This window comes from Serratia oryzae (assembly GCF_001976145.1).
Lineage (GTDB): Bacteria > Pseudomonadota > Gammaproteobacteria > Enterobacterales > Enterobacteriaceae > Chania > Chania oryzae.
In genome coordinates this window covers 176002-188533 of the sequence record NZ_MOXD01000007.1, presented here as the reverse complement: position 1 = coordinate 188533, position 12532 = coordinate 176002, and the positions used below count along the sequence as shown (strand labels likewise).

General features: G+C 53.9%; 14 protein-coding genes. 8 read left to right on the top strand and 6 right to left on the bottom strand.

Features of this window, described 5'->3' with window-relative positions; genetic code table 11:
• The first annotated feature begins 2 nt into the window (after positions 1-2).
• Positions 3-467: a thioredoxin-dependent thiol peroxidase gene (bcp, locus tag BMI79_RS14425; RefSeq protein ID WP_076942831.1), complete on the top strand. Its 465-nt coding sequence runs from the start codon at positions 3-5 to the stop codon at positions 465-467.
• 52 nt (positions 468-519) lie between these two features.
• On the opposite strand, the gene BMI79_RS14420 is transcribed toward bcp, so the two are convergent.
• Positions 520-1596: an AI-2E family transporter gene (locus BMI79_RS14420; RefSeq protein ID WP_076942830.1), complete on the bottom strand. Its 1077-nt coding sequence runs from the start codon at positions 1594-1596 to the stop codon at positions 520-522.
• A 394-nt stretch (positions 1597-1990) separates the two neighbouring features.
• On the opposite strand from BMI79_RS14420, the gene bepA reads away from it, so the two are divergent.
• On the top strand, positions 1991-3460 hold the full coding sequence (gene bepA, locus BMI79_RS14415; protein ID WP_076942829.1) for a beta-barrel assembly-enhancing protease: 1470 nt from the start codon (positions 1991-1993) through the stop codon (positions 3458-3460).
• 21 nt (positions 3461-3481) lie between these two features.
• On the top strand, positions 3482-3835 hold the full coding sequence (gene arsC / locus BMI79_RS14410; RefSeq protein ID WP_076942828.1) for an arsenate reductase (glutaredoxin): 354 nt from the start codon (positions 3482-3484) through the stop codon (positions 3833-3835).
• A 26-nt stretch (positions 3836-3861) separates the two neighbouring features.
• On the opposite strand, the gene hda is transcribed toward arsC, so the two are convergent.
• Positions 3862-4563, bottom strand: a complete 702-nt coding sequence (gene hda, locus BMI79_RS14405) for a DnaA inactivator Hda (protein ID WP_076942827.1) — start codon at positions 4561-4563, stop codon at positions 3862-3864.
• Positions 4564-4952: 389 nt separating this feature from the next.
• Between hda and BMI79_RS14395 the strand changes: the two genes are divergently transcribed.
• Positions 4953-5168, top strand: coding sequence for a hypothetical protein (locus BMI79_RS14395; RefSeq protein WP_076942826.1), 216 nt, complete (start codon positions 4953-4955; stop codon positions 5166-5168).
• A 50-nt stretch (positions 5169-5218) separates the two neighbouring features.
• On the opposite strand, the gene uraA is transcribed toward BMI79_RS14395, so the two are convergent.
• A complete protein-coding gene (gene uraA / locus BMI79_RS14390; RefSeq protein WP_076942825.1) occupies positions 5219-6508 on the bottom strand; it encodes a uracil permease in 1290 nt (429 codons plus the stop codon).
• A 280-nt stretch (positions 6509-6788) separates the two neighbouring features.
• The gene (gene upp, locus BMI79_RS14385; RefSeq protein WP_095996141.1) at positions 6789-7415 is read right to left on the bottom strand and encodes a uracil phosphoribosyltransferase; all 627 of its coding nucleotides are present in this window, start codon (positions 7413-7415) and stop codon (positions 6789-6791) included.
• A gap of 342 nt (positions 7416-7757) precedes the next feature.
• Here upp and purM point away from each other — a divergent pair, with 342 nt between their 5' ends.
• The 3 genes from purM to speG all read left to right on the top strand — a co-directional run bounded on the left by purM (position 7758) and on the right by speG (position 10093).
• Complete coding sequence (gene purM, locus BMI79_RS14380; RefSeq protein WP_076942823.1) at positions 7758-8795, top strand: phosphoribosylformylglycinamidine cyclo-ligase; 1038 nt, start codon at positions 7758-7760, stop codon at positions 8793-8795.
• Positions 8795-9433 carry a phosphoribosylglycinamide formyltransferase gene (gene purN / locus BMI79_RS14375; RefSeq protein ID WP_076942822.1) on the top strand — a complete coding sequence of 213 codons (639 nt, stop codon included), beginning with the start codon at positions 8795-8797 and terminating at the stop codon, positions 9431-9433. Before purM ends, purN begins: the two co-directional genes overlap by 1 nt.
• A 114-nt stretch (positions 9434-9547) precedes the next feature.
• Positions 9548-10093: a spermidine N1-acetyltransferase gene (gene speG, locus BMI79_RS14370; RefSeq protein WP_076942821.1), complete on the top strand. Its 546-nt coding sequence runs from the start codon at positions 9548-9550 to the stop codon at positions 10091-10093.
• Positions 10094-10135: 42 nt separating this feature from the next.
• Here speG and BMI79_RS14365 read toward each other — a convergent pair whose 3' ends face one another.
• Entirely contained in the window at positions 10136-10642 is a 507-nt protein-coding gene (locus BMI79_RS14365; protein ID WP_076942820.1) for a DUF1993 domain-containing protein, read from the bottom strand.
• A 485-nt stretch (positions 10643-11127) separates the two neighbouring features.
• Here BMI79_RS14365 and BMI79_RS14360 point away from each other — a divergent pair, with 485 nt between their 5' ends.
• Complete coding sequence (locus tag BMI79_RS14360) at positions 11128-11685, top strand: bactofilin family protein (protein WP_076942919.1); 558 nt, start codon at positions 11128-11130, stop codon at positions 11683-11685.
• A 9-nt stretch (positions 11686-11694) separates the two neighbouring features.
• Here the strand turns inward: BMI79_RS14360 and pstB are convergent, their stop codons facing one another.
• On the bottom strand, positions 11695-12507 hold the full coding sequence (gene pstB / locus BMI79_RS14355) for a phosphate ABC transporter ATP-binding protein PstB (protein ID WP_076942819.1): 813 nt from the start codon (positions 12505-12507) through the stop codon (positions 11695-11697).
• Positions 12508-12532 lie beyond the last annotated feature (25 nt).

The window sequence follows — 12532 nt, the reverse complement described above, 5'->3', positions numbered from 1 at the left end:
TGATGAGCCCATTGAAAGCCGGTGATACAGCGCCAAAATTTAGTTTACTCGACCAGGATGGCGAGGAAATTCATTTGGCCGACTTCCAGGGACAGCGAGTTCTTGTTTACTTTTATCCTAAAGCCATGACACCAGGCTGTACTGTGCAAGCCTGTGGCCTGCGGGATAATATGGATGAATTGAAAAAAGCCGGTGTCGAAGTGCTGGGCATCAGCACCGATAAACCGGAGAAACTGTCACGTTTTGCCGAGAAAGAGCTGCTCAACTTCACGTTGTTATCTGACGAGAATCATGAGGTAGCACAGCAGTTTGGCGTCTGGGGTGAAAAAACCTTCATGGGGAAAACCTATGACGGCATCCACCGCATCAGCTTCCTGATCGATGCCAACGGCAAGGTTGAAAAAGTGTTTGATGATTTCAAAACCACCAATCATCACGACATCGTTTTGAATTACCTGAAGCAGTAATCACAGATTAACACCTAAGCGCAGCTCCCCGCTGCGCTTTGTTTTTCTGGCCTTACTGCACTTCTTTCCCCGCATCCACCAGCATGTCATCCGGCCAGGCACGAATCACCGCTTTCACCAGCGTCGCCAGCGGAATGGCAAAGAACACGCCCCAAAAGCCCCACAGGCCGCCAAAGATGATCACCGAGAGAATAATCACCAGCGGGTGCAGGTTGACCGCCTCAGAGAATAGAATCGGCACCAGCAGGTTGCCGTCCAGCGCCTGAACCACCAGATAAGCGATAACCAGAGTCCAGAAATCGGCACCGATGCCCCACTGGAACATCGCCACCACCACGACCGGGATCGTCACCAGCACTGCGCCAATATAAGGGATCAACACCGAGAAGCCGACCAGCACCGCCAACAGCAGCGAGTAGCGCATATCCAGAATGAAGAACACCAGATAGGTGGTTACGCCAACGATCACCATCTCCAGCACTTTGCCACGGATATAATTGGTGATCTGCTGGTTCATCTCTTTCCACACCTGCCCGGCCAACCCGCGATCGCGCGGCAACACCCGGCGCACCGCGTTGATCATCTGCTCTTTATCTTTCAGCAGGAAAAACACCATCAGCGGCACCAGAATCAGGTAAATCGCCAGCGTCAACAGCCCGACCAGCGAGGCCAGAGAAAACTTGACCACCGACTCCCCCATGCCAGACAGCCGGCTGCGCAGGTTTTCTGCCATCATGTCGATGATCCCGACATCCACCAACGCCGGATAACGCTTCGGCAAGGTGGCCGCATAGTTATAAAACTGGTTGAGCATGCCCGGTAAATCGGTCATCAGGTTGATGCCCTGCTTCCAGGCCGTTGGGGCAACGACCAAGACCAGCAGCAACGTAATGCCAGCAAACACAATCAGCACCATGCTCGCCGCCCAGTTGCGTGACCAGCCCAGGCGTTGCAGGCGTGCGGTCGGCCACTCCAGTAAATAAGCCAGGACAATTGCCACCAAAAGCGGGGCTAAAATACCGTGCAGAAAATAGAGAATGCAGAACCCACCAACCAGGATCACCAGCAGCGCGATGGCTTGCGGATCGGTAAAACGACGGCGGTACCACTGTAATAACATCTCCAACATCAGAGATTACTCCTTAATTCCATCAATGAGAGTGTGCTTCCGCCTTTCCCTGTGCGGCCCAGCAGGCATCGTATTATGACTTGTTTTAACACAATTTCAGCCCGATTATCGTCGGGCAAACGTTTCATTGCAGGCGCTGGCTGACTATGATGAGAGGGGGGCAGCGTTTCAGACGCCCGGTTCGCAAACGGTTATTTTTTTGTGAGCCAACAGACCTTTATGCTGATTGTACTGGAGAGTCTGGCATGCAAGAAGAACTCTTACGTGATGCTGACGTCTTAATACCCGTCATACTTCAAGTAGCAGGTGTATTGACTACGCGCTTGTCGCTTTCCTGCTACTCGAATTATTTAGGGTATAGTTGATGACTTTGATTTAAGGGAAACGCCTGACTATGACCACCCGGTTGACCAAAACAGCGTTAGCAGTACTGTTGTTCGGCACACTTTGCGCCTCTGCGCCGGTGCCGGTAAATGCGGACACGCAGGACCAACTGCCAGACATGGGGACCAGCGCAGGCGGCACCTTGAGTATCGGCCAGGAACTGTTGATGGGGGACTTTTACGTGCGACAGCTGCGCGCCAGCGCCCCGCTGATTAACGATCCGTTATTAACCCAGTACATCAACCAGTTGGGTAACCGGCTGGTCGCCAACGCCTATTCGGTAAAAACGCCGTTCCACTTCTTTCTGGTGCGTAACGATGAGATAAATGCCTTCGCCTTCTTCGGTGGTAACGTGGTGCTGCACTCGGCGCTGTTCCGTGAAACCGACAACGAAAGCCAGTTGGCTTCGGTGCTGGCGCACGAAATCTCTCACGTTACCCAGCGCCATCTGGCCCGCGCCATGGAAGATCAACAGCGCAATGCTCCGCTCACCTGGGTGGGGGCTTTAGGTTCTGTCCTGCTTGCAATGGCTAACCCGACCATGGGAATGGCAGCGCTGAGCGGCACGCTGGCCGGTGCACAGCAAGGGATGATCAGCTTCACTCAGGCGAATGAACAGGAAGCCGATCGCATCGGCATTCAGGTGTTACAACGTTCTGGCTTTGATCCGGAAGCCATGCCGGATTTTATGCAAAAATTAGCCGATCAGTCGCGCTATGCCTCCAAACCGCCGGAAATGCTGCTGACCCACCCGCTGCCAGACAGCAGGCTCTCCGACGCACGTAACCGTGCCAACCAGATGCCACGTCATTTGGTTCAATCCAGCCAGGAGTACCTGTTAGCCAGAGTGCGCACCTTGGGTATGTACAGTTCAGAAGGTTATGGCCTGACCGAAGAGATTCTGAATAACTACAGCAAAGGTAACGTACGGGAACAAATGGCGGCAAAATATGGCCGGGCGATCCTGTTCTACGAAGCAAAAAAGTACGATGAAGCCCGTAATATCATCCAGCCGTTGCTGGCGCAGGATGCAAAAAACGTCTGGCTGCTGGATCTGATGACCGATATCGATCTGGCCCAGCAAAAAGCGCCACAGGCGATTGCGCGCCTGCAGGCCGCGAATGCGGAACAAAGCAAGAATCCGGTGCTGCTGCTCAACCTGGCCAACGCCTTCGTGGAGGGTAACCAGCCAGCGCAGGCCTCAAAAATTCTTAACCGTTACACCTTTACCCACCCGGACGATCCAAACGGTTGGGATTTACTGGCGCAAGCCAGCGCCGCTCAAGGGTTACGCGATGAAGAGCTTTCAGCGCGTGCAGAGAGCCTGGCGCTCGCTGGCCGCCTCGATCAGGCGATTGGTTTGCTGAGCAATGCCAGTTCCTTGCAAAAACTCGGCAGCCTGAAACAGGCCCGTTATGACGCGCGTATCGATCAACTGCGCCAGCTACAGAAGAGCTTCAGCAAATTCCAGCGCGGCTAATTTGACCAAGGAAAGATTGCCATGAAAAACGTCACTATTTACCACAACCCACGTTGCTCGAAGAGCCGTGAAACCCTGGCACTGCTGGAACAGCAGGGCATTACCCCAAAGGTAGTGCTATATCTGGAAACGCCGCCGTCGGTAGATGAACTGAAAAAACTGCTGAAAGAACTGGGTTTCCATTCAGCACGTGAACTGATGCGGCAGAAAGAAGAGATTTACAAAGAATTGAAGCTGGCGAATGAAAACCTGTGCGAAGAGCAACTGCTGCAAGCAATGGTGGCCAACCCGAAACTGATCGAACGGCCGATCGTAGTAAAAGGCAGCCGAGCGCGCATTGGCCGGCCACCGGAGCAGGTGCTGGAAATCCTCTGATCCCCCGGGCTCTGCACCCAGGGCCCTTACAACCCCAGAATATCCTTCACAAACGGAATGGTCAGCTTGCGTTGCGCAGTGATCGACGCGCGATCGAGCTGATCTAACGTCATGAACAGCGTGCGCATTTCACGATCCAGGCGCTTGAGCAGGAAACGGCCCACGTCTTCCGGCAGTTCAAAGCCACGCAGCTTGGCGCGCAGTTGCAGTGCCAGCAATTTCTCTTCATCGGAAAGCGGCTGCAGCTTGTAGATCTGCCCCCAATCCAGACGGGAAGCCAGATCCGGCAAATGCAGATTCAACTGACGCGGCGGACGATCGCCGGTGATAAACAAGCGCGTACGCCCGGTTTCCTGAATGCGGTTATAGAGATTGAACATCGCCATTTCCCACTCTTCGTCACCGGCAATGCATTCAATGTTGTCGATGCACACCAGGGCCAGCTGTTCCATGCCATCCAGCACTTCCGGCACGAAATAAGTGCGCTTGTCCAGCGGCACATAGCCGACGGCCTCCCCCTGCTTCGACAGTTCGGCACAGGCCGCATGCAGCAAATGGCTGCGCCCGCCGCCCTCGCGTGACCAGAAATAGATGTAACTACCGTGTTCCTGACGGATGGCAGACTGGATTGCGGCTAACAGGGATGGGTTCTCGCCCGGATAAAAACTGGCAAAAGTTTCATCATCGGGAAGATAAAGTGGCAGTGAAAGCTGTGCCGGCGTATTCAGAAAAGCACCTCAACCAAAACTGGCAGGAAAACAGAGTCAGTCTATCACAGAAAGCGCGAACTGTTGAACCGGCAGGTTTTTATGTTGCAATAGTGAGCAAAGATGGCATTCATGCTGCATCGCTGCTATACCGAAAGCACTTGGCTGCGCCACTTTATACCCTTCATACTTCAAGTTGCTTGGGTGTTGGCTGCCTTCGTTCACCCCAGTCACTTACCTGAGTAAGCTCCTGGGGCTTATGAGCCTCTTCGAGGCTCACCCTACGGGCCAGCGCAAGCGCTGTTCAAATCGGTCAAAGACCGATTTGTCACTCCGTTGCCGCCTACAAGCAACTCGAATTATTTTGGGTATAGACTGTGTCCCACAGATTATGGCAAGGATAATAAACGATGAAATCATGGAACAAAGTACTGCTGGCTTCGATGATTGGCTTGCTGGCAGCCGGTTGCGATGAGGCCACCAAAGCCAGTGCCACGCCAGACAAAACCAGCGCAGAGCCGATGAAAAATGGCGCCGCCACGGAAGAGAACAACAACAGCATGGACGAGCAGCCGCAGGAAACGGACGGTGCCAACGATCCGGCAGGCAAACCGGTTAGCCCCTAAACGCCAACAGGGCGGAAAACTCTCCGCCCTGCTCGGCTTACAATGCAAGGTTACTTGTGATCGCGCCGCTCTTCCGGCACGTCGATCACTTCCTCTTCACGGCGATACAGGCTGATCACCTTAAACAGCAGGCTCAGGCCGATGCCGACGATGGTCGCCAGCGCCATGCCTTTCAGCTCCGCTGCGCCAATATGCACTTTGGCACCGCTGACGCCGATAATCAGGATCACCGAGGTCAGGATCAGGTTCTGGGCTTTGTTGTAATCCACCTTGGATTCAATCAGCACCCGGATACCCGAAGCGCCAATCACACCGTACAACAACAGGGAAACGCCGCCCATCACCGGCACCGGCACCGCCTGGATCGCCGCCGCCAGTTTACCCACGCAGGAAAGCAGGATCGCCAGAATCGCCGCACCGCCGATCACCCAGGTGCTGTAAACCTTGGTAATCGCCATCACGCCGATGTTCTCGCCATAGGTGGTATTCGGCGTTGAGCCGAAGAAGCCGGAGATCACCGTTGAAATACCGTTGGCAAACATCGAACGATGCAAACCTGGATCGCGCAGCAGGTCTTTTTTGACGATATTTGCCGTCACCACCAGGTGGCCGACGTGCTCGGCAATCACGACCAACGCCGCAGGCAAAATGGTGAAAATGGCGAACCACTCAAAGCGCGGTGTATAGAAGGTTGGCAGCGCAAACCAGTGTGCTTCACGGATCGGCGTCAGGTCCACCACGCCCATCACGAACGACAGCGCATAGCCCACCAGCACCCCAATCAGGATCGGGATAATCGCCAGGAAGCCGCGGAACAGCACCGAACCGAGCACGGTCACGCCCAGCGTTACCAGGGAAATCGTGATGGTGGTGCTATCGGCAGAAGTCCCTTCGGCAGGCAGCAGCCCGGCCATATTGGCCGCCACGCCCGCCAGTTCCAAACCGATCACCGCCACGATGGCCCCCATCGCCGCGGGCGGGAAGATCACATCCAGCCAGCCGGTTCCGGCCTTCTTCACAATCAAGGCCACCAGGCAAAACAGCACGCCACACATGATAAAACCGCCGAGCGCCACTTCATAACCGAGCGGCAACAGCAGCAGCACCGGTGAAATAAACGCAAAGCTGGAGCCCAGATACGCCGGGATCTTGCCTTTACAGATAAACAGATACAGCAGCGTACCGATGCCGTTGAACAACAGCACCGTCGCCGGGTTGATTTTGAATAAAATCGGCACCAAAACGGTCGCGCCAAACATGGCGAACAGATGCTGGAAACTGAGCGGAATAGTCTGGAGTAACGGCGGGCGTTCGCTGACGCCGATAGCGCGACGGGTCATGGTGTGTTTTTTCCTCTGAATTGTATTAATCAGTTGTTTAAGTTCAGTAAGTTATACCCAATGGACTTCAAGTTACCGCTAGGCGGCAAGGGCGTGACAAATCGGTCGTAGACTGATTTGCACAGCGCTTGCTCTGGCCCGCAGGGTAAGCCTCAGTATTGAGGCTCATAATCCCTGGGAGCTTATACGTAATAAGTGACCGGGGATTACATCCCGCCAACAACGCTGTAGCTTGCAAGACTAAGGGCATAAAAAAGCCGACTCTCTGGTCGGCTCGACGTTATTTTGTACCAAATATCTTATCGCCGGCATCACCCAGGCCAGGCACGATGTAACCCTTCTCATTGAGACACTGATCGATAGAAGCAGTGTACAGCTCAACGTCTGGATGCGCTTTTTCCAGCGCTTTGATCCCTTCTGGTGCGGCCACCAGCACCAGCACCTTGATGCTGGTACAGCCAGCCTTCTTCAGCAGATCGATGGTAGCAATCATCGAACCACCGGTCGCCAGCATCGGGTCAACCACCAGCGCCAAACGCTCTGAGATGTTGGAAACCAGTTTCTGGAAATAAGGCACCGGCTCCAGGGTTTCTTCATCACGATAAACCCCAACCACGCTGATACGCGCGCTCGGTACGTGCTCCAGCACCCCTTCCATCATACCCAGACCGGCACGCAGGATCGGTACGACGGTAATTTTTTTCCCTTTGATCTGATCGACTTCAACCGGCCCACACCAACCTTCGATGGTGACTTTTTCCGTCGCCAGATCGGCGGTCGCTTCATAGGTCAGCAAACTACCCACTTCAGAAGCCAGCTCACGAAAGCGTTTGGTGCTGATATCATGTTCGCGCATCAGGCCAAGCTTGTGTTTAACCAGCGGGTGTTTCACCTCAACGATCTTCATCATTATTCTCCTATTAAGGCGGTTGACGGCCAAAAAAATCGCGGGATTATACCGCCTTTTCCCACGAGCGCCACTACCAATAGCCGGATCGAGATCAACAAAAGGTTGATAATCATTATATACCCAATAAATTCCAGTCAACGGTTTATAGTCATTGTCCCCATCCTCATCACCTGGTTGACCTGATTAGCAAACGCCAGGGCCCGATGAAACGAAAAATGGAAGCTGGCCGATAAGGCTCTCGCAAACGTTTGCTTGCGCTGTTAGAATTGCCGCGCCTTATTCCGGAACCAACACCGGAAGCACCGTTTTCAAACCGCAAACCGTCGTGGGGATCGCGCAGTGACCGACAAAACCTCTCTCAGCTATAAAGACGCAGGTGTCGATATCGATGCTGGCAACGCATTGGTAGACCGCATCAAAGGTGTAGTTAAACAGACCCGCCGTCCCGAAGTGATGGGTGGTCTGGGCGGATTTGGCGCCCTGTGTGCGTTGCCGCAGAAATACCGCGAACCGATACTGGTTTCGGGTACCGACGGCGTGGGCACCAAGCTGCGTCTGGCGATGGATCTGAAACGCCACGACACCATCGGTATCGATCTGGTTGCGATGTGTGTGAACGATCTGGTGGTTCAGGGGGCTGAACCGCTGTTCTTCCTGGATTACTACGCGACCGGCAAACTGGACGTCGACACTGCCACCAGCGTGATCACCGGCATCGCCGAAGGCTGTAAGCAGTCCGGCTGTGCACTGGTGGGCGGCGAAACCGCCGAAATGCCGGGCATGTACCACGGTGAAGATTACGACGTCGCCGGTTTCTGCGTCGGCGTGGTCGAAAAATCTGAAATCATCGACGGCAGCAAAGTGCAGCCGGGTGATGCGCTGATCGCCTTGGGCGCTTCCGGCCCGCACTCTAACGGGTATTCGCTGGTACGCAAGATCCTCGAAGTCAGCAATACCGATCCTACGACCACCACGCTAGCCGGCAAATCGCTGGCGGATCATCTGCTGGCACCGACCAAAATTTATGTCAAATCGGTGCTGGAACTGATTGCCAAAGTGGACGTACACGCGATTGCTCACCTGACCGGCGGCGGTTTCTGGGAAAACATCCCGCGCGTGCTGCCAGAAGGCATGCAGGCGGTGATTGACGAGTCGAGCTGGGAGTGGCCAGCAATCTTCAGTTGGCTACAACAGGCAGGTAACGTCAGCCGCCATGAAATGTACCGCACCTTCAACTGTGGCGTGGGCATGGTGATTGCGTTGCCGGAAGAGGCGGTTGAAGAAGCCATCGCTTTATTGACCGCAGCCGGTGAAAAAGCCTGGAAGATTGGTAAACTGACCGCTTCTTCTGACGAACAACAAGTGGTTATTCAGTGATGAAAAAGATTGTGGTGTTGGTCTCCGGCCAGGGGAGCAATCTCCAGGCGTTGATTGATGCCTGCCAGCAGGGCCGGATTGCCGCCAATATTGTGGCAGTATTCAGCAACAAGGCCCAGGCCTATGGCCTGCAACGTGCCGAAGAGGCTGGCATTGCCGCGCATACGCTTGATGCCAAAAGCTTTGCCGACCGTGAAGCCTTCGATGCCGCACTGGCCGAGGCCATTGACCAGTATCAGCCCGATCTGGTGGTGCTGGCCGGTTATATGCGCATCCTCAGCCATGCCTTCGTCCAGCACTATGCCGGGCGCATGCTGAACATCCACCCGTCACTGCTGCCAAAATATCCCGGCCTGCACACCCACCGCCAGGCGATCGACAACGGTGACAGCGAGCACGGCACCTCGGTGCATTTTGTCACCGAACAGCTCGACGGCGGCCCGGTTGTGCTGCAAGCCAAGGTGCCCATTTTCCCCGGTGACGAAGAAGATGAGGTGATAGAACGTGTGCAAACACAGGAACACCATATTTACCCACTGGTGGTGAACTGGTTTGTTACCGGGCGGCTGACCATGAGTGATAACGCGGCCTGGCTCGACGGTGAACGCTTGCCTGCACAAGGCTATGCCGCAGACTAGCGCTGGCAATCTGAATACAGCCTAAACGGTGCCCTGAGTGGTGCCGTTTTTTTTCGCCCTCATCCAATACCCGGCGTTATACTTTACGCATATTCATTATGTTGAGGAGAAGGTATGCCAAGCACCACCAGCGTCAAATTACGCCCACTGGAACGGGAGGATTTGACGTTCGTTCACCAGATGGATAACAACGCCAGCGTGATGCGCTACTGGTTTGAAGAGCCGTATGAGGCCTTTGTCGAACTGGTCGATCTGTACGACAAGCACATTCACGATCAGAGCGAGCGGCGCTTTATCATTGAGCATGAAGGGGCCAAAGTTGGCCTGGTAGAACTGGTGGAGATCGACCACATCCACCGCCGTGCCGAATTCCAGATCATCATCGATCCGGCCCATCAGGGCAAAGGCTACGCCAGCACCGCCGCCAAACTGGCGATGGATTATGGTTTTTCCGTGCTCAATCTCTACAAGCTGTATCTGATCGTCGACAAAGAGAACCCGAAGGCGATTCACATTTACAGCAAATTGGGGTTCGAAGTGGAAGGCGAACTGATCGACGAATTTTTCGTTAACGGCGAATACCGCACCGTACTGCGCATGTGTATTTTCCAACCGCAGTATCTGGCAAAGTTCAAAACGCCGCCGGTAGCACTTAAGTAAGCGCTCACCGGGGAGCTGCGTGCTCCCCGGCTGATCGCCAGGTTAGACCTTACCCAGATAGTCCATTTTACCCAGCTCAACCCCCTGATGGCGCAGAATGGCGTAAGCCGTGGTCAGATGGAAATAAAAATTAGGCAGTGCGAAGGTCAACAGATAATCCTCCGCCGTAAAGTTGAATTCCCGCGTTTTGCTTTGCAGTTTAATAGTACGCCCGTCAGAATCGGCAAAATCATGCGCCTGGAAACGTTGCAAATAGGCGATGGTTTTCTCAATACGCTGATGTAACTCAGCAAAACTTGCCTCATTGTCCGGCATCACCGGCACTTCCTGGCCACTCAATCTGGCAACGGCACCTTTCGCCGTATCGCTGGTGATCTGCACCTGCCGCAGCAAAGGGAACATATCCGCTGCCAGCCGGGCCTCCAGCAGCGTGCTTTCAGCTAGCTGCTTTTCATGCAGAAACTGCTCGCCTTTCTGCAATAAAGACGACAGATTCTGCAAACCACGGACAAACTGCGCAGGGGAATGGGCATAAATCGACAATGACATAAAGCCTCCTGATTTTAGTAACGAGTTTCCTCGGTGAAGCTTACGCTTTTCGCCGCGGCTGCGTCGGCGAATTGTTTAGCGATTTATGCCAATCAGATAAATTATTATGAAAATCATATTATTATTTGAATAACAGCCGAAAGTCGGAATTCTTATAAATTCTGATAAACAAACCGAATAATGATTTAATGTTCATTGTTAGGTATCATTCCAACCATCACGGATAGCCTTCAACAGGAATAATGGCCGCGGCCAGTTACCCGGCTTTCCGCACTCTGCTGCAAATGGAATTCAACCGGCCTGAAAACATGCGTAAATACAATTTATTATGGTGCGTATGGGTATTATGGGCACTGCTCATAATGCTTTGGCTGACAGAGCTCGGCACCAGCGGAACCCACTTAAACCGAACGTTGCTGATAGCGCTGATCGTTATGCTATTGGTCACTATAACGTTTATCTACAAAATACCAAGGATGAATAACATGCTGTCATTCAACAAACAAAAGAAGTCCAGTAGTGAGTCAAAATCACCCGAAGTGATTGAACAACCGCTACCGCAAACGCTGGTGCAAGCCGAACCTGCTGCACAAGCTGATGCCGCCGATGCCATCAAACCGATCCGTGCCAAGAAAGACACCTTTGTTTCTAACGGAGCCCAGTTCACCGGCGTTATCGAAGGTGACGGCAACATCATTATTGAAGGCAAGGTTGAGGGTAACATCGTTTGTATGCATATGGTGCGTATCGAGAACAGCGGCCATGTGAAAGGCGAAATCCGCGCGCAACAGATCATGATCAACGGCTCGGTTGAAGGCCGCTGCTATGCCGATTCGCTGTCAATTCAGCCTAAAGGCAGCCTGCGCGGTGACATTTTTGCCGACGAAATCTCGATCGAGAAAGGTGGCGTATTTATCGGCCAATCACAGTTGATGCAGAAGGCACAACCGCCGGTTCAGGCGAAAATCACACCGTTGAAAACCGCAGCCAGCTCCGCTGAAACTGAAAATCAGCCAGAGTCATTGAACAAAAACGTCAAATAAAAACCGCCATCAACCATACCGGCCAGTGATGTAATCCTCCGTGCGGCGCTGGCGCGGTGAGGTAAAAATACCATCGGTATGGTTATACTCCACCAGCCGCCCCTGATGGATAAACGCCGTATAATCCGAAACCCGCGCCGCCTGCTGCATATTGTGCGTTACCAGCACCACGCTGTAGCGCTGTTTCAAAGTAGAAATCAGCTCCTCGATGGTGAGCGTGGAAATCGGATCCAGAGCCGAAGTCGGTTCATCCAGTAACAGCACCTCAGGCTCAATTGCGATCGCTCGGGCAATCACCAGGCGCTGCTGCTGGCCGCTGGACAGGCGGAACGCGTTCTCGCGCAAACGATCTTTCACCTCATGCCACAATGCCGCCGCTCGCAAGGATCGCTCAACCGCTTCGTCCAGAATCCGCCGCTCGCGGATCCCTTGCAGCCGCAGGCCGTAAACCACATTTTCGTAGATAGATTTCGGGAACGGGTTTGGCCGTTGGAACACCATGCCAACGCGCCGCCGCAGCGCAGCCACCTCGACCTGCGGGCCGGAAATCACTTCGCCGTTAAGCCGCAACTCGCCATCAATCCGGCAATCGTTCACCAGATCGTTCATGCGATTAAAACAGCGCAACAGAGTAGACTTTCCGCAGCCGGAAGGCCCGATCAGCGCCGTAACGCGGTGCTTCGGAATACGCAGGGAAATATCGTGCAACACCTGCTTGGTGCAATAAAACAGATTCAGGCCGTTAACCTCCAGCACGGTATGCTCATCTGCAAGCTGCTGAACATCCAGCCGAGGTAAACTGTCTGGCATCATCAAACCCATGTGGCACTCCCCAAAGCGTCGATAT

What these genes read in the sequence shown, in the direction of transcription:
- bcp (WP_076942831.1), top strand. Translation starts at nt 3, where the DNA reads ATGAGCCCATTGAAAGCCGGTGATACAGCGCCAAAATTTAGTTTACTC.
- BMI79_RS14420 (WP_076942830.1), bottom strand. Translation starts at nt 1,596, where the DNA reads ATGTTGGAGATGTTATTACAGTGGTACCGCCGTCGTTTTACCGATCCG.
- bepA (WP_076942829.1), top strand. Translation starts at nt 1,991, where the DNA reads ATGACCACCCGGTTGACCAAAACAGCGTTAGCAGTACTGTTGTTCGGC.
- arsC (WP_076942828.1), top strand. Translation starts at nt 3,482, where the DNA reads ATGAAAAACGTCACTATTTACCACAACCCACGTTGCTCGAAGAGCCGT.
- BMI79_RS14395 (WP_076942826.1), top strand. Translation starts at nt 4,953, where the DNA reads ATGAAATCATGGAACAAAGTACTGCTGGCTTCGATGATTGGCTTGCTG.
- uraA (WP_076942825.1), bottom strand. Translation starts at nt 6,508, where the DNA reads ATGACCCGTCGCGCTATCGGCGTCAGCGAACGCCCGCCGTTACTCCAG.
- upp (WP_095996141.1), bottom strand. Translation starts at nt 7,415, where the DNA reads ATGAAGATCGTTGAGGTGAAACACCCGCTGGTTAAACACAAGCTTGGC.
- purN (WP_076942822.1), top strand. Translation starts at nt 8,795, where the DNA reads ATGAAAAAGATTGTGGTGTTGGTCTCCGGCCAGGGGAGCAATCTCCAG.
- speG (WP_076942821.1), top strand. Translation starts at nt 9,548, where the DNA reads ATGCCAAGCACCACCAGCGTCAAATTACGCCCACTGGAACGGGAGGAT.
- BMI79_RS14365 (WP_076942820.1), bottom strand. Translation starts at nt 10,642, where the DNA reads ATGTCATTGTCGATTTATGCCCATTCCCCTGCGCAGTTTGTCCGTGGT.
- BMI79_RS14360 (WP_076942919.1), top strand. Translation starts at nt 11,128, where the DNA reads ATGCTGTCATTCAACAAACAAAAGAAGTCCAGTAGTGAGTCAAAATCA.
- pstB (WP_076942819.1), bottom strand. Translation starts at nt 12,507, where the DNA reads ATGGGTTTGATGATGCCAGACAGTTTACCTCGGCTGGATGTTCAGCAG.